Genomic DNA, 15,487 nt, shown 5'->3' with positions numbered 1-15,487 from the left:
CATTGGTGTACGCCACTGACGCCGCGCAGGCCCGTGGGCCGCCGCCACGAAACTCGCCGAACCCCTTGCTGACGTGGGAAATCGCCGCTGTGACGGCATGATTGACGGATCGTCCGACCGCCGGGTACCACTGACCCACGCCCGGCCCCGCACCCCCCCACGCCCCGTCATGCCCCACCGTCACAGGAGGCCGCTTTGCGAGGATCCCCCGTCGTGCCCGCCCTGGCCACCGCGGCACTGCTGCTGCCGCTGCTCGGCGCGGCACCGTCCGCCGCCGTGCCCCCGGACGCGCCTCCCGCCCCGGACCGCCTCCAGCGGGCGTTCGCCGCCGCGGCGGCCGAGTACCACGTGCCGCAGAGCGTCCTGCTCGGCGTCTCCTACCTCCAGTCCCGCTGGGACGCGCACGGCGGCGCGCCGAGCGTGACCGGCGGTTACGGCCCGCTGCACCTCACCGACGCCCGTACGGCCCTGGCCGGGGCGTCGCACCACGGCGAGGGCGCCGAGGACCCTCGCGGCGACGACGCGCGGCCCGCGCTGCACCCGGCGGGCGGTGCGGCCGCGCAGCCCGCCGAGCTGCCGGCCCGGCTCACCACCCTGCCCAGGGCCGCCGAGCTGACCGGGCTGAGCCCCGAGGCGCTGCGCACGGACCCGGCGGCGAACGTGTCGGGCGGTGCCGCGCTGCTCGCCGCCGCGCAGCGGGAGCTGGGCGAGCCGCTCAGTGCCGACCCGGCGGACTGGTACGCGGCGGTGGCCCGGTTCTCGGGCGCCGAGGACTCCGCGACGGCGGCGGCGTACGCGGACGACGTGTACGAGGTCATCCGTACGGGTGAGCGGCGCACCACGGACGCCGGTCAGCGGGTCTCCCTGGCCGCCCGCCCCGACGTGGCGCCGGACGTCTCGCAGCTGGACGACGCGGGCCTGCGTGCCGCGTCCGCGGCCGGCACCGAGTGCCCGACGTCGGTGTCCTGCGAGTGGGTCCCCGCGCCGTACGAGGAGTTCGGCGACGGCGACTACGGCAACCACGACCTGGGCAGCCGGCCCGCCTCCCAGCGCATCCGCTACATCGTCGTGCACGACACGGAGGGCACCTGGAACGGGGTGCTCAACATGGTGCAGGACCCCACCTATGTGTCCTGGAACTACACCTTGCGCTCCACGGATGGCCACATCGCCCAGCACGTGAAGGCCGAGGACGTGGCCTGGCACGCGGGGAACTGGTACGTCAACGCCGGGTCGATCGGCCTGGAGCACGAGGGCTTCCTGGCTGAGCCGGACGCCTGGTACACGGAGGCGATGTACCGGTCGTCGGCGCGGCTGGTGAAGTACCTGGCGAAGAAGTACGACATCCCGCTGGACCGGCAGCACGTCCTCGGCCACGACAACGTCCCCGGCACCACCACGGCGACGATCCCGGGCATGCACACCGACCCGGGCCCGTACTGGGACTGGCGGCACTACTTCCAGCTGCTCGGCCGCCCCTTCGAGCCGACCGCGGGCAAGAAGTCCGCGCTGGTGACGATCCGCCCCGACTACGACGCCAACCGACCCGTGTACACCGGCTGCGAGACGGCGGGTGAGCCCTGTGCGGCGCACGGCTCCAGCGAGGTGCGGCTCTACTCCGACCACGACGTGAACGCGCCGCTGATCAAGGACATCGGCCTCGGCAGCACTCCGACGACCGGGGTGAACGACCTGTCCTCCCGGGTCTCCACGGGCCAGCAGTACGCGGTGGCCGACCGGTGGGGCGACTGGACGGCCATCTGGTACCTGGGGCAGAAGGCGTGGTTCCACAACCCGCCGAAGAGCCCGGCGGCGGTGCCCGCGTCGGGACGGGTGATCACCCCGCGGAAGGGCCTCGCGAGCGTCCCGGTGTACGGGCGCGCGTACCCGGAGAAGGCCGCCTACCCGGCGGACGTGCCCGCCCAGGCGGTGTCGCCGCTGCCGTACACCCTGCCCGCGGGCCAGAAGTACGTGGTCGGTGAGAAGGTGCCCGGCGAGTACTACTACGCGGTCACCTTCGACGAGGCCTCGCACCGGGTGGTGACCGGCAAGGACCAGTACTACGAGATCCAGTACGGCCACCGGGTCGCGTTCGTGCGCGCCGCCGACGTGACGCTCTCGGCCGCGCGGTAGGGCCGGGGCGGGGCGCCGGGTCTCAGCCCTGCTGGAAAAGCTCCGCCGGGAGCGGCTTCAGCAGGGCGTACAGGTCGTCGGTGATGGGGCGGTCCCAGGCGGCGATGGTCACCAGGACGCCGTCGCTGCGGTCGAACTGCACGCAGGAGATCCGGCCCTCGGAGAGCTTGAGCCGACGCACGATGAGCAGGTTGTCGCCCTGCATCACGGGGACGTCCTCGGCGCCGACGACGGTGATCTCCTCGTCGTTCTCCAGCGCGAGCAGCAGCTGGGCCACCTCGAAGGGGATCTCGCCCTCGGGGACCTCGCGGGCCGGGGAACCCTCCGGAAGGTTGCCGATGATCATCGCGGGGCCGCGGCCGCCGAACAGGTCGTAGCGCAGGAAGACGCCCTGACAGCTGCCGTCGGGCGCGGGCAGCAGGCCGGCGCCGAGATTGCCGGGCCAGTCGCCCGGGTCCATGGCCAGTACGTCGAAGTCGGGCCCGGCGGGTGTGGCGCTGCGGCGGCGGAGGAACGACATGCCGCAATGGTACGTGGCCGAGGGCCGCGGGCGACGTGCGGGCGGCTGCCCGGCCCGGCTATCCGGCCCGCCGGTGCCGGTCCTGGTGGCGGGCCACCCGGGCCCGGTTGCCGCAGGAGGGTGTGCACCACTCCTGACGCGGGTGCTCCTTGACGAAGTAGCGCACGCAGCGCGGTGCGTGGCAGGCCCGCAGCCGCTGCCGGTCGGGCCCCGCGAGGAAGCCGATCACGGCCCGCGCGAGGGCGGCGGCGAGGTCGGCCCGGGCGCCCTGCGCGGGTGCGGCGCGGACCACGGGCTCGGCGGCGTCGGCCCAGTCCAGGACGGGCACCGTGGGGGTACGGGCGGCGGCCTCGTTCAGCCGCCGCAGGGCCTGGGGCACCGGCAGCAGCCGGGCGGCGTCGGCGGGGCTCGGCTCGCCGGGGCGCACGGCGCGGGCGAAGAGGGCGCGGGCGGCGGCCCGTACGTCCCGTACGGCGGCCAGGGTGGAGGCGTCGGCCGCGAAGACCTCGGCGCCGGGCAGGGCGCCGGGGTGCGCCGCGACCCAGGCGGTGAGCCCGGCGGGGTCGGTCAGGTCGTCGGCGATCCCGCCGTGCCCGTCGTGCCGGACGGTCAGCGCGAGGGCGAGCGCGATCCGGGTGTCCGTGCGGGGCGAGTCCTGCATGGGGCCGATGATAGGCAGCCGCGAGCGGGGCGCCGCACCGGCTCCCGCCACACCGCGCGCATCCTGCGGAACCGCGCCCCTCTGCGAGGCCGCGCCCCTCCTGCCAGACGGGCCCTTGCCCCTCCTGGCGTCCGTGCCCTCCTGGCGGACCGTGCCCCTCCTGGCGGGACGTACCCCATCCGGACGGATCCCTGCCCCTCCTGCTAACCGACCGTGTCCTCCTGGCGGGACGTGCACCTGCGGCCAAGCCGTGCCCCCCCCTACTGGCGGGCCGACTGCGTGCTCCTGCCGGGCCGTGGCCTTCCGCCTGGCGGGCCGTGCGCTTCCTGGCGGGACCACAGCCCCCTGCCAGACGGGCCGTGCCCTTCTTGCCAGGCCATGCCGATCCTGCCAAGCCGTGCCCCTCCTGCCGAGCCAGGTCCCGGCTGTCGGGCCGTGTCCCTGCTGGCGGCGCCCTGTGCCTCCCGCGGTCACTCCTCCGGCGGGGCCGGGGGGATCACCGCGACCGGGGCCGCCGCGTGCAGCAGCACCGCGTGCGTGACCGAGCCCATCATGCGGGCGGGAGCCAGCAGGCGCCGGCGGTGACGGCCGACGACCACGAGGTCGGCGTCCTTGGAGGACGCGACCAGGTTTCCGGCGGCGTCACCGGGAACCACCCACGTGTCGGCCCGGACCTCGGGGTGACGCGTGCGGTAGGGGGCGAGCAGGCCGTCGGCCAGGACGCGGGTCTCGCTCTCGACGGAGACCTCGTCGATCACCAGGGGCATCATCTGCCCCGCGGCGGCCCAGGTCTGCACCGGCCACGGGTAGGCGGCGACCACCTGGAGGCGGGCGCCACGCAGCCCGGCCTCGGTGAAGGCGAAGGACAGCGTGGCGTCGTCCGGGCTGTCCACGTGCAGGCCCACCACCACGCGCGGACCGGGTTCGTCCGGCGCCTCGCCGTGGACCTCGCGCCCGGGGCGGGGCACCACCACGACGGGGCACTCCGCGTCGCGGGCGGCGGCCATGCCGTTGGAGCCGAGCAGCAGGCCGGTGAAGCCGCCCCGGCCCCGGGAGCCGAGGACCAGCAGCTGGGCGTCGGCGCCCAGTTCCGGCAGCAGGGCGCCCGGCACGCCCTCCATGCCCACGTACTCCGTGGGGACCGCGAAGGCCCGTCCCTGAAGGTGTGCGCGGGCCTGGTCGAGCGCCGGGTCCTCGGCGGTGTCGGGCGGGCCCGCCACCAGGACGTCGGTCTGGGCCCAGGCGGCGTACTGGCGCACGTGCACCACCCGCAGGGGTGCCTCGCGCCGGTGGGCGGCGTCGAGGGCCCAGTCCAGGGCGCGCAGTCCGTCCTCGGAACCGTCGACCGCCGCGATGACCGGCAGGGTGCTGGTGCTCATGGGTCCTCACCTCCGGAGTACGGACTTCCCCCCGGCGGCCGAGCGAACACCCTGGTTCGGCCGGTCGGCGCACCCCGCGGTGGCTAGGTGAGGTCGAACTCCCCTTCTCGCGCTCCCGACACGAACGCGCCCCATTCCGCCGGGGTGAAGATCAGGGAGGGGCTCTGCGGGCTGCCGCTGTTCCGCATGGCGATGAACCCCTCGACAAAGGCGATCTGGACATCCCCCAGGCCCCGGCTGCTGGACTGCCACTGCGCGTTGCTGAGATCCAGCTCCGGCTTGTCCCAGCCCATGAGCGGGCGCTGGTGGGTGGTGCTCTCGGCCACGTCCGTGCTCCTCCCGGTGTCGTCGTGCGCGGCCAGCCTAGCGATCCGGTCCGACCGCCGACAGGCCGTCGCGGCGTCAGGAACCGGCGAAGCGGTCCCGCAGCTCCCGCTTGAGGATCTTCCCGCTGGCGTTGCGCGGCAGGGCGTCCACGAACCGGACCCGCTTGGGCGCCTTGAACGCGGTGAGCTTCTCCCGGGCGTGCGCGATCAGCTCCTCCTCGCTGACCTCGCCGCGCGGGACGACGACGGCGGTGACGGCCTCGATCCACCGCTCGTCGGGCAGGCCGATCACGGCCGCCTCGGCGACGGCGTCGTGCGTGTAGAGGGCGTCCTCGACCTGGCGGGAGGCCACCAGGACGCCACCGGAGTTGATGACGTCCTTCACCCGGTCGACGATGGTGTAGTAGCCGTCCGCGTCCCGTACCGCCAGGTCGCCGGAGTGGAACCAGCCGTCGCGGAAGGCGGCCCCGGTCTCCTCGGGCTTGTCCCAGTAGCCCTCGCACAACTGCGGGGAGCGGTAGACGACTTCGCCGGGGGTGCCGTCGGGCACGTCCTTGCCGTCCTCATCGACCACGCGCGCGTCGACGAACAGGACGGGGCGGCCGCAGGAGTCCATGCGGCCCTCGTGCTCGTCCGGGCCGAGGACGGTGGCGAGGGGACCGATCTCGCTCTGCCCGAAGCAGTTGTAGAAAGCCAGGTGCGGCAGGCGGGCACGCAGCCGCTCCAGGACGGGCACCGGCATGATCGACGCGCCGTAGTAGGCCTTGCGCAGGCCGGTCAGGTCGCGGGTGGCGAAGTCGGCGCGGTTCGCGAGGCCGATCCACACGGTGGGCGGGGCGAAGAGGCTGTCCACGCGGCCGGCCTCGATCAGGTCGAAGAGGCGGTCGCCGTCCGGCGCGTCCAGGACGATGTTGGTCGCGCCGACCGCCAGGTAGGGCAGCAGGAAGACATGGGTCTGCGCCGAGTGGTACAGCGGGAGCGCGTGCACGGGACGGTCGCCGGCCCGGAGGTCCAGGGCGGTGATGGCGCTCAGGTACTCGTGCACCAGCGCCCGGTGGGTCATCATCGCGCCCTTGGGCAGTGCGGTGGTGCCCGAGGTGTAGAGCAGCTGCACCAGGTCCTCGGCGCCCGGTTCGGGCCCGTCGTACGCCGGTGCCGTGGCGAGGCGGGCCAGCAGCGAGCCGTCGGCGTCGCGCAGCGGCAGCGTGCGGGTCGCCCCGGGGAGCCGGGCGGCGAGGTCGGGATCGGTGAGGACCAGGGTGCTGCCGGACTGGCCGACGAGGTAGGCGAGGTCGTCGCCGGTGAGGTTCTGGTTGACCGGGACGTGCACCAGGCCCGCGCGGGCGCAGGCCAGGAAGGCGATCAGGTAGGCGTCGGAGTTGTGGCCGTACGCGGCGACCCGGTCGCCGGGGGACAGCCCCTGGCCCAGCAGGACGCCCGCCGCCCGGGAGACCGCGGTGTCCAGCTCGTCGTACGTCCAGGTGCGGTCGCGGTACTCCACCGCGACGCGTGCCGGAGTGCGTCGGGCGCTGCGCCGCAGCACCCCGTCGACCGTGCTGCCGTGTCCGGGCGTCATGACCTGATCCTCGGCCGGTCGCGGGGACGGGTCAAGCGGTGCGCCCGGCCCGTCCGGTTCCGCGTACCGACCTCCGTACGCCCCATTGACACGGCCCGTCGCTGACAGGAAAGTTTCACCCCGCACGGCGATCCGGGAAAGATACTTTCAGCTTCGGCGGCGGGAGACTCTTCGATGGCCGGTCAGGCGACGAACGGATGCACACGGCGTCAACTGGGCGCCGGCGCCCTGGCCCTGGGGGGTGCCCTGGCCATCGCTCCGTTCGCGGCGGGGCCCGCCGCGGCCGTCTCCGACAAGGGCCGCCGCCCCACTCTGCGGCGCGGTTCCGCCGAACGCGCCGGACTGCTCCCGGGCCATCTGCGCCAGCTCGTCACCGACGCCGAGGCGTTCCTCGGCCCGTCTCCCGTGCACCCGTGGTACGCGGGCGCGGTGCTGCTCGCCGGGCGGGGCGGCACGGTGGCGCTGCACGAGCCGATCGGCATGGCGGTGCGCTACCGGGCCTACGACGAGGCGACCGACACCGGCGTCGAGTTCCCGGCGGGTGAGCAGATCCCGATGGCCGAGGACACGGTGTTCGACCTCGCGTCGATCTCCAAGCTGTTCACCTCGATCCTCGCCGTGCAGCAGCTGGAGCGGGGCGCGCTGGAGCTGGAGGCGCCGGTCGCCTCGTACCTGCCGGACTTCGGCCGGGCGGGCAAGCAGGGCGTGACCGTCCGTCACCTGCTCACGCACACCTCGGGGTTCAGGGCCTGGATCCCGCTGTACGCCGCGCCGACGTACGAGGAGAAGGTGCAACTCGTCTACGACGAGGCCCCGGTGAACGCCCCGGGTACGGCGTACCTGTACTCGGACCTGAACATGATCTCGCTCCAGCTGGTGCTGGAACGGATCACGGGCCGCACCCTGGACGCGCTGCTGCGCGACGAGATCACGAAGCCGCTCGGTCTCACCCGCACCCGCTACAACCCGCCCGCCTCCTGGCGCCCGGGGATCGCGGCCACCGAGGACGCCCGCAAGCCCTGGTCCGGTCTGGACCGCGGGCTGGTGTGGGGCGAGGTGCACGACGAGAACGCCTTCAGCCTCGGCGGCGTCGCCGGTCACGCGGGGGTGTTCTCCTCGGCGTGGGACCTCGCGGTCCTCGGCCGGACGCTGCTCAACGGCGGCTCCTACGGCCGGGCCCGCATCCTGCGCCCGGAGTCGGTGGAGCTGATGTTCACCGACTTCAACACCGACTTCCCCGGCGACGAACACGGCCTGGGCTTCGAGCTGTACCAGCACTGGTACATGGGCGCGATGGCGACACCGCGCACGGCCGGACACACCGGGTTCACCGGCACCTCTCTGGTGCTCGACCCGACGACCGACTCGTTCCTCGTCGTCCTCGGCAACTCCGTCCATCCGGTGCGCGGCTGGCGTTCCGGGTCGGCTCCCCGGGTGGCGGCGGGCACCAGCCTGGCGCGGGCGGTGCCGGTCCGGCCGGCCGACGGGCGCACGGCGTGGTTCTCGGGGACGGCGAGTTCCGCCACGGCCACGCTCACGCTGCCCGCCCTGGACACGTCGGCGGGCCGGGCCCGGCTGCGCTGCGCGCTGTGGTGGGACACCGAGCCCGGCTCGGACACCCTGGTCCTGGAGGCCTCGACCGACGGCGGCGCCGGTTGGCGGCCGGTCCCGTTCACCACCACGCGCCGCGGCGAGGCGCCCCGGGAGCATCCGGAGGGCTCGGCGACCGGCTGGTCGGGACGCGTCTGGCACCGGCTGAGCGCCGGTCTCCCGGCCGCCCGCGGGCTCATCCTGCGCTGGCGGTACACCACCGACCGGCTGTACGTGGGCCGCGGGGCGTACGTCGACGGGCTGCGCGTGGAGGCGGCCGGCGACGTCCTGTTCCACGACGCGCGCCCGGCGGACGCGGCTCGCGTGGAGACGGTGGGGTGGACGGCGTCGGCCGACTGACCGGGCGGGAGCCCGGCGGGCGGGACGGGACCGCTAGCGGTTGAAGACGGCCTTCTGCACCTCGTTCGGACCGTCGAAGCTGTTCTCCTTCAGACCGTCGAGACGGCTGACGACGTTGTCGTCGGCGTTGTTCTTGCGGGCGCGGTCGACCAGCGACTTCTTGTCCGCCGGGTAGTCCATGCCGTTGAGGGCCTTCTGCAGGTCGATGGGGCTGAGGTCCGCCATGACTGCTCCTTCGTGCGAGGGTATCGGGTACGGAATTTCCGTTATGTCGCGGTACCCGGCCCCGTGCCGCGCATGCGCCCGTCAGGCACCGGTGCCGTTCAGTACCGCCATCGCCGCGTTGTGGCCCGGCACCCCGCTCACCCCTCCCCCGCGCACGGCGCCCGCGCCGCACAGCAGGACGTTCGCCTGCCCGGTCTCCACGCCCCAGTGGCCGGTGCCGTCCTGGGCGTGCGGCCAGGACAGCTCGCGGTGGAAGATGTTGCCGCCGGGCAGCCGCAGGTCACGCTCCAGGTCGAGCGGCGACCTGGCCTCGATGCAGGGCCGCCCCTCGGCGTCGGTGGCCAGGCAGTCCGCGAGGGGCTCGGCGAGGTGGGCGTCGAGCTGGGCGAGGGTCGACTTCAGGAGTTCGGCGCGCACGGCGTCGTTGTCCCGGGCGAAGAGGCGGGCCGGTGTGTGCAGGCCGAACAGGGTGAGGGTGTGCATGCCCGCGGCGGCCGGGCCGGGGGCGAGGATCGTGGGGTCGGTCAGCGAGTGGCAGTAGATCTCGCAGGGCGGTGCGTCCGGCAGTTCACCGGCGGCCGCCCGGGCGTGCGCGGCGGCCAGTTGCCGGTAGCCCTCGGCGATGTGGAAGGTCCCGGCGAACGCCTCGCGCGGGTCGGCCTCGGGGTCGCGCAGTCGCGGGAGCCGGGTCAGCAGCATGTTCACCTTCAGCTGGGCGCCCTCGGCGGGCGGGGGCGGCGCCTGGCCGGTGAGCGCCGCCAGTTCCCGCGGGGAGGCGTTGACCAGGACGTGGCGGGCGGCGGCGACGCCCTCCCCGTCGGCCGTGCGGTAGGTGACCTCGGCCGTGCGGCCGTCGGCGTCGATCCGCACCGCCTCGTGACCGGTGGCGAGCACGGCACCGGCGGCGCGGGCCGCTGCGGCCAGCGCGTCGGTGAGGGCGCCCATGCCGCCGACCGGCACGTCCCAGGCGCCGGTGCCGCCGCCGATCACGTGGTAGAGGAAGCAGCGGTTCTGGACCAGCGAGGGGTCGTGGGCGTCGGCGAAGGTGCCGATCAGGGCGTCGGTGAGGGCCACGCCCCGGACCAGGTCGTCGGCGAAGTGCTCCTCGATGGTGACACCGACCGGCTCCTCGAACAGGGCGCGCCAGGCCGCCTCGTCGTCGACCCTGCGGCGCAGTTCGTCCCGGGTGGGCAGCGGTTCGGTGAGGGTCGGGAACACCCGCCGGGCCACGTGGCCGGTCATGGCGTAGAAGCGCTGCCAGGCGGCGTACTCCCGCTCCGAGCCGGTGAGCCGGGCGAAGGACTCGCGGGTGCGGCGTTCGCCGCCGCCGACCAGGAGCCCCGTGGGCCGCCCGGAGCGCTCGACGGGCGTGTACGAGGAGACGGAGCGCGCACGCACCCGGAAGTCCAGGCCCAGGTCCCGCACGATCTTCCCGGGCAGCAGGCTGACCAGGTACGAGTAGCGCGACAGCCGTGCGTCGACCCCGGCGAACGGCCGGGCGGACACGGCCGCCCCGCCGGTGTGGTCCAGGCGTTCGAGGACCAGCACGGAGCGGCCGGCCCGGGCCAGGTAGGCGGCGGCGACCAGGCCGTTGTGGCCGCCGCCGACGACGACGGCGTCATAGGTGCGGGAGGTGCGGGGCGGGGTCGTCATGGCTCTTGGTAGCACGGCCCGGTCGGGGGCGGCCAGCCCGCCGTCGGGCACCGGCGGCGGCCGCCGCCGGCGGTCAGTGTGCCGCCGCGCGCAGTGCCGCGATCCGGCGGTACAGGTCCGCGGCCTCGGTGGCGCGGCCGAGCCGTTCCAGGCAGTGGGCCTCGTCGTCGCGGGCGACGAGGGTGTCGGGGTGATCGGGGCCCAGGAGCCGTTCGCGGGCGGCGGCGACCAGGCGGTACTCGGTGAGGGCGGGCGACCAGCGGCCGAGCCAGCCCAGGGCGACGGCGACCTCGCGGTGGCTGACCAGGGTGTCCGGGTGATCCGGGCCCAGGACGCGGCCGCGGACCGCGCCCACCTCGCGGGCCTCGGCCAGGGCCTCCTCCCAGTGGCCCAGCCGGCCGAGGTTGACGCCCAGGCCGTGCCGGGCGCGCAGCGTCTCGGGGTGCTCGGGTCCCTGGGCGCGGGAGCGGTCGGCGATCAGTTCCCCGTACACGGTCAGCGCCTCGGCGCAGCGGCCCAGGCGGCCCAGCGCGACGCCGGTCTCGTAGCGGGCGGCGAGGGTGTCGGGGTGATCGGGGCCGAGCGTTCGCGCGCGGGCGGCGGCGACGTCGCGGTAGGTCGCCAGGGCCTCCTGCCAGCGGTCCAGCCGTCCGAGTTCGTAGGCCACCTCGTAGCGGGTGACGAGGGTGTCCGGGTGGTCCGGGCCCAGGACCCGGGCGCGGGCCGCGGCCACCTCGCGGGCCGTCCGCAGGGCGTCCTCGGTACGGCCGAGCCGCCCGAGGTTGAAGGCCAGGTTGTGGCGGCAGCGCAGGGTGTCGGGGTGGTCGGCGCCCATGGTGCGCTCGCGGGCGGTCAGGACCGACGTGTACACCTGGTGCGCGTCGGTGTGGCGGCCCAGTCGGCCCAGGGTGTAGGCCATCTCCTGACGGACGGCGAGGGTGTCGGGGTGATCGGCTCCCAGCAGCCTGATCCGGGCCTCGGCGACGCCCTTGTACGCGCGCAGCGCCTCGGCGGCGTGGCCGGTGCGGCCCAGGGTGAAGGCGGCCTCGTAGCGGCTGGCGAGGGTGTCGGGGTGGTCGGCGCCGAGCAGCCGCTCGCGCTCGGCGGCGACCGCGCGGTGCACCTCGGCGGCCTCTTCCCAGCGGCCGAGCCGGCCCAGGCTCAGCCCCGTCCGGTGGCGTGCGGCCAGAGCGGCGACGGCCTCGGGCGCCGAGTGCGGCCCCTCGCCCGGGGCGGGCCCGGCGGGCCGCTCACCGACGCTCCGGTCACCAGCGATCCGGTCACCGGCGGGCCGCGGGATCCACGCGCCGGACAGGCCGGCCCCGGGGTCCGGCGGCGTGACACGCAGGCCGCTCGTGCCGGTCGCCTTGTGGCCGGTGGTCATGCCGTGGGTCCAGGACGGCAGCCCGGCGCGCTCCTCGACCGGCGAGGTCGAACGCGGCCGGGCGGTCGCCAGGGCCGGCACCGGCGCCGGTCCGGGACGTCCCGCGCGTCCGGGACGTCCGGTGCGTCCGGCGGTGATCCGGCGGCCCAGTTCGCGGGCGTCGTCGGGGCGCTGCTCGGGCCGTTTGGCCAGCAGGTCCAGGATGATCCGGTCCAGGTAGCCGGGTAGTTCGGCGCGGCGGGTGCGGGGCGGCGCGGGCTCGGTGTCGCGGTGGCCGACGAGGATCGCCCAGGCGTCGTCGAGGTCGAAGGGCGGGGCGCCGGTGGCGATCTCGTAGAGCACGCAGCCCAGGGAGTACAGGTCGCTGCGCCGGTCGACCTCGTCGCCGCCGATCTGTTCGGGCGACATGTAGTGCGGGGTGCCCATGGCGATGCCGGTACCGGTCAGCCGGGCGGTGAAGCCCGCGTCGTGACCGAGCCGGGCGATGCCGAAGTCGCAGATCTTCACGGTGCCGTCGGCGGTCCGCACGATGTTCGCGGGCTTGAGGTCGCGGTGGACGATGCCCTGCTCGTGGGTGTACGCGAGCGCGGAGGCGACCTGTTCGGCGATGTCCACGACGTCGGCCACCGGCAGCGGGTGGCCCCTGTTCTCCTCCAGGAGCCGGCTCAGGTCGTGCCCCTCCAGCAGCTCCATGACCAGGAAGAGCACGCCGTCCCAGTCACCGAAGTCGTGGACGACGGTCACCCCGCGGTGCTGGAGCGCGGCGGCCACCCGGGCCTCGCGCCGGAATCTCTCCCGCAGGACGCGGGTGAAGGAGTGGTCGTGCTGCGTGCCCAGCGGTTTGAGGCACTTGACGGCTATGCCGCGGCCCAGTGACTCGTCCCGCGCCCGCCAGACCTCGCCCATGCCACCGCGCCCGATCCGCTCGAGCAGCCGGTACCGGCCCTGGATCAGCGTGTCGTCCCCCATGACTTCGCCCCGCCCCCGTGGTTCAGTCCGCGCCGCCCTCCCCTGGCCGGTCCAGTATGGCCGCTTGTCGTCCGATTTTGTATGGCGCCGGACGCGCGGCCGGACCGAGCCGGGCCATGGCGTTCAGGATGTGCCGGGGCGGCAGCTGCCAGCGCAGACGTGCCGGGATCCGGCGCAGCAGGGCGCCGGTGAGGCGCAGCCGGCGGGTGACGGTGGCGGGCGGGGGCGCCGGTCTGCCGTAGAGCTGGTGCGCGTACGGCGGTAGTGAGTCGTACGCGAGACGGGCGACCCGCCGCCACAGCAGCTCCCGGGCCGGGACCAGGAGCGGGTGGACGGGCGGGCGGCGCAGGAAGTCGTCCACCTCGTGCGCCTCAGGACCCGCCGCCAGTTCGGGCCGCACCCGCGTGAAGTAGGCGGCCAGCTCGGCCCGGTCCGCGGGGACGGAGCCGGGGTCGAGGCCGACGAGACGGGCGCTCACCCGGTGTTCGGCGAGGTAGCGGTCGGCGTGGGCGTCGGTGAGCGGGAATCCGGAACGGCCGAGGACGTGCAGGTAGGAGCCGATCTCGGCGCAGTGCACCCACAGCAGCAGGCCGGGCTCGTCGACGCCGTAGCGCTCCCCCGTGTCCGGGTCCGTGGCGCCGAGCATGCGGTGGATCTTCCTGACCCGGGCGCCGGCCCGCTCGGCGGCCTCGGTGGTGCCGTACGTCGTGGTGCCGACGAAGCCCGCGGTGCGCATCAGCCGGCCCCAGGCGTCGCGCCGGAAGTCGCTGTTCTGCATCACGCCGCGCACGGCGCGCGGGTGCAGGGCCTGGAGGTAGAGGGCGCGGATGCCGGCCACCCACATCATCGGGTCGCTGTGCGCCTGCCAGGTCACGGAGCGCGGGCCGAAGAGCCCCGGGTCGCCGTCCGTCGCCGCCATACGGGCAGGCTAGCGCGTCACGCCGCGCGCCCCCAGGGGCTCAGCGCAGGGTGGCCAGGAACTCTCCGCAGGCGCGGGCGCAGTCGCGGCAGGCCCGTGCGCTCTCCTCGGCGCCCGGGTGGTCGTCGAAGACGTGCGCGCTCTCCAGGCACACCTGGCGGCACCACTCCAGCTGCGCGCGGATGGCGGCCTCGTCCACCTGGTTCTGTTCGGACAGCACCCGGCAGGTCGCGTCGCAGACCTCCGCGCACATGATGCCCCTGCGCCGTACGAGTTCCTGGTTCTCGGTCCCGTCCGGGTCCACGAGGCTCGCCCGCAGGGCGCAGGCCCGGGCGCACTCGGTGCACGCCTGTGCGCACGCGAAGCGGTCCTCGAGGAAGCGGAACAGTTCCTGCTGGGAAGTCGTCGTCGATGTCACACCGCGCGGGTTGCCGCCGGTTGCGGCGCCAAACCGCCGGGCCCGGTGTTTCCAAGGGCTGCGGACCGTTTTCCGCCGTGGGGCGGGGGCACCCGTGGACCGCCCCGCGGCCGGCGGGGCGATCGAGCCGGTACGACGCACGGAGGTGCACGGACATGCCGGGACGACAGGAACTGCCGTCGACTCTGGAACGCTCCTCGCAGGCGGCCCGGCGCACCTGGATCAAGGCCCACGACTCGGCGGTCGAGGAGTACGGCGAGGGCGAGCGGGCGCACCGGGTGGCCTACGGGGCGCTCAAGCACACGTACGAGAAGGTCGGCGACCACTGGGAGCGCAAGGAGGGCGGCCGCAAGGGTCCCTCCGACCCGCAGTCCGGGCGGCCCCGCGGGCGGGGCGGACGCAGCGGCGAGGGCGTCGACGAGAAGGCGTCCAAGGAGCACCTGTACGGCGTCGCCCGGCGGCTGGGCGTGGCGGGCCGCTCGAAGATGTCGAAGGCGGACCTGCTCGCGGCGATCAGGAAGGCCAACCGCTCGCGCACGCGGGCGTCGCGGTGAGCAGGTTGGTCACGCGGGCCGGGGGTACCCGCGCTCCATGACCAACGCATGGATGGACCTGGCCGCGGGCGGCTCCGGCGCACTCGCCGTCTGGCTGATCGTCGCCGCCGTGGTGGTGGTGGCCGTGCTGATCGGCGCGTTCGCCTTCGGCAGCCGGCAAAAGCGCCGGGAGCCGCCGCCCCCGCGGCCCGAGGAACAGCCCCACGTGCCCGACGGCGGTCCCGTCCACGAGGAGCGGGAGCGCCGGGAACCCGACGAGATGCCGCGCAGCGACGAGCGCACGCTGCCGCACGAGATGGGGCACCAGGGCAGCCGTACCGCCTCCGACCAGGAGCGGCCCCGCTGGGACGAGGGCAGCAGCGGCTCCTTCGGCAGCGGCGGCCCGGGCGGACGGCGCTGACGGCCGTCGGCCCGCGCAAGCAAGGTGCCGTACAGAGGAAGTGAGAACCATGGCGGACCCCGCTCGCCACACCCTGCCCCTGCCCGACTACGACCAGCTGCCGATCGGCGGACTGGAGAGCCGGATCCGGTCGCTGGACGCGCACCAGGTGGAGCAGCTGCTGGCCTACGAGCGCTCCCACGCCGACCGCGTCCCGGCCACGGAGGTCCTGTCGGCCCGGCTGGATCAGTTGCGCTCCGGAGCCGAGCCGTCCGGCGGCGACCCGGGTGCCGTGCGCCCGGAGCAGGAGCGGGGGCGCTCCGGTTCCCCGGTGTCGCCCGCGACCTCTCCGCAGCCGTTCTCCCCGCCGCCGCACGGCACTCCGGACCAGCGGGGCAAGCCGAAGGGTGACCGTACCTAGCCGGGGCGTAGTTTCCGGCA

General features: G+C 74.7%; 15 protein-coding genes. 5 read left to right on the top strand and 10 right to left on the bottom strand.

All coding sequences use genetic code 11. The annotated features are described in order from the left end of the window. Positions 1 to 195: 195 nt before the first annotated feature. The gene (locus K7854_RS14350) at positions 196 to 2,133 is read left to right on the top strand and encodes an N-acetylmuramoyl-L-alanine amidase (protein ID WP_226026856.1); all 1,938 of its coding nucleotides are present in this window, start codon (positions 196 to 198) and stop codon (positions 2,131 to 2,133) included. A 22-nt stretch (positions 2,134 to 2,155) separates the two neighbouring features. Here K7854_RS14350 and K7854_RS14345 read toward each other — a convergent pair whose 3' ends face one another. The 5 genes from K7854_RS14345 to K7854_RS14325 form a co-directional block, all read right to left on the bottom strand. Next, complete coding sequence (locus tag K7854_RS14345) at positions 2,156 to 2,653, bottom strand: hypothetical protein (RefSeq protein WP_059297308.1); 498 nt, start codon at positions 2,651 to 2,653, stop codon at positions 2,156 to 2,158. A 58-nt stretch (positions 2,654 to 2,711) separates the two neighbouring features. Continuing rightward, positions 2,712 to 3,314 (bottom strand): ABATE domain-containing protein, encoded by a 603-nt coding sequence (locus K7854_RS14340; RefSeq protein ID WP_226026855.1) that lies wholly within the window; start codon positions 3,312 to 3,314, stop codon positions 2,712 to 2,714. A gap of 470 nt (positions 3,315 to 3,784) precedes the next feature. Then, positions 3,785 to 4,693 carry a universal stress protein gene (locus K7854_RS14335; protein ID WP_226026854.1) on the bottom strand — a complete coding sequence of 303 codons (909 nt, stop codon included), beginning with the start codon at positions 4,691 to 4,693 and terminating at the stop codon, positions 3,785 to 3,787. Between the two features lie 83 nt (positions 4,694 to 4,776). Beyond that, complete coding sequence (locus K7854_RS14330) at positions 4,777 to 5,019, bottom strand: DUF397 domain-containing protein (protein ID WP_030182473.1); 243 nt, start codon at positions 5,017 to 5,019, stop codon at positions 4,777 to 4,779. A 76-nt stretch (positions 5,020 to 5,095) separates the two neighbouring features. Then, positions 5,096 to 6,595 carry an acyl-CoA synthetase gene (locus K7854_RS14325; protein WP_226026853.1) on the bottom strand — a complete coding sequence of 500 codons (1,500 nt, stop codon included), beginning with the start codon at positions 6,593 to 6,595 and terminating at the stop codon, positions 5,096 to 5,098. 174 nt (positions 6,596 to 6,769) lie between these two features. Here K7854_RS14325 and K7854_RS14320 point away from each other — a divergent pair, with 174 nt between their 5' ends. Then, positions 6,770 to 8,545 carry a serine hydrolase domain-containing protein gene (locus tag K7854_RS14320; RefSeq protein WP_226026852.1) on the top strand — a complete coding sequence of 592 codons (1,776 nt, stop codon included), beginning with the start codon at positions 6,770 to 6,772 and terminating at the stop codon, positions 8,543 to 8,545. Between the two features lie 33 nt (positions 8,546 to 8,578). Here K7854_RS14320 and K7854_RS14315 read toward each other — a convergent pair whose 3' ends face one another. From K7854_RS14315 to K7854_RS14295, 5 genes are all read right to left on the bottom strand, one after another. Further along, on the bottom strand, positions 8,579 to 8,770 hold the full coding sequence (locus K7854_RS14315) for a DUF2795 domain-containing protein (RefSeq protein ID WP_226026851.1): 192 nt from the start codon (positions 8,768 to 8,770) through the stop codon (positions 8,579 to 8,581). 81 nt (positions 8,771 to 8,851) lie between these two features. Further along, complete coding sequence (locus K7854_RS14310; RefSeq protein WP_226026850.1) at positions 8,852 to 10,423, bottom strand: phytoene desaturase family protein; 1,572 nt, start codon at positions 10,421 to 10,423, stop codon at positions 8,852 to 8,854. Between the two features lie 73 nt (positions 10,424 to 10,496). Next, positions 10,497 to 12,776, bottom strand: a complete 2,280-nt coding sequence (locus K7854_RS14305; protein WP_226026849.1) for a serine/threonine-protein kinase — start codon at positions 12,774 to 12,776, stop codon at positions 10,497 to 10,499. Positions 12,777 to 12,798: 22 nt separating this feature from the next. Beyond that, positions 12,799 to 13,695 carry an oxygenase MpaB family protein gene (locus K7854_RS14300; RefSeq protein ID WP_226026848.1) on the bottom strand — a complete coding sequence of 299 codons (897 nt, stop codon included), beginning with the start codon at positions 13,693 to 13,695 and terminating at the stop codon, positions 12,799 to 12,801. Positions 13,696 to 13,735: 40 nt separating this feature from the next. Next, positions 13,736 to 14,113 carry a four-helix bundle copper-binding protein gene (locus tag K7854_RS14295; RefSeq protein WP_226026847.1) on the bottom strand — a complete coding sequence of 126 codons (378 nt, stop codon included), beginning with the start codon at positions 14,111 to 14,113 and terminating at the stop codon, positions 13,736 to 13,738. A gap of 155 nt (positions 14,114 to 14,268) precedes the next feature. Here K7854_RS14295 and K7854_RS14290 point away from each other — a divergent pair, with 155 nt between their 5' ends. Genes K7854_RS14290 through K7854_RS14280 form a run of 3 tightly spaced genes read left to right on the top strand, consistent with a single transcriptional unit; the run spans position 14,269 to position 15,467 of the window. Next, positions 14,269 to 14,667: a ChaB family protein gene (locus K7854_RS14290; protein WP_226026846.1), complete on the top strand. Its 399-nt coding sequence runs from the start codon at positions 14,269 to 14,271 to the stop codon at positions 14,665 to 14,667. Positions 14,668 to 14,704: 37 nt separating this feature from the next. After that, positions 14,705 to 15,067, top strand: coding sequence for a DUF6479 family protein (locus K7854_RS14285; protein WP_226026845.1), 363 nt, complete (start codon positions 14,705 to 14,707; stop codon positions 15,065 to 15,067). 49 nt (positions 15,068 to 15,116) lie between these two features. Continuing rightward, positions 15,117 to 15,467 carry a DUF8129 domain-containing protein gene (locus K7854_RS14280; protein ID WP_226026844.1) on the top strand — a complete coding sequence of 117 codons (351 nt, stop codon included), beginning with the start codon at positions 15,117 to 15,119 and terminating at the stop codon, positions 15,465 to 15,467. Positions 15,468 to 15,487 lie beyond the last annotated feature (20 nt).

The organism is Streptomyces hyderabadensis (genome assembly GCF_020404845.1).
GTDB lineage: Bacteria > Actinomycetota > Actinomycetes > Streptomycetales > Streptomycetaceae > Streptomyces > Streptomyces hyderabadensis.
This window is presented reverse-complemented; position numbering and strand designations above follow the sequence as displayed.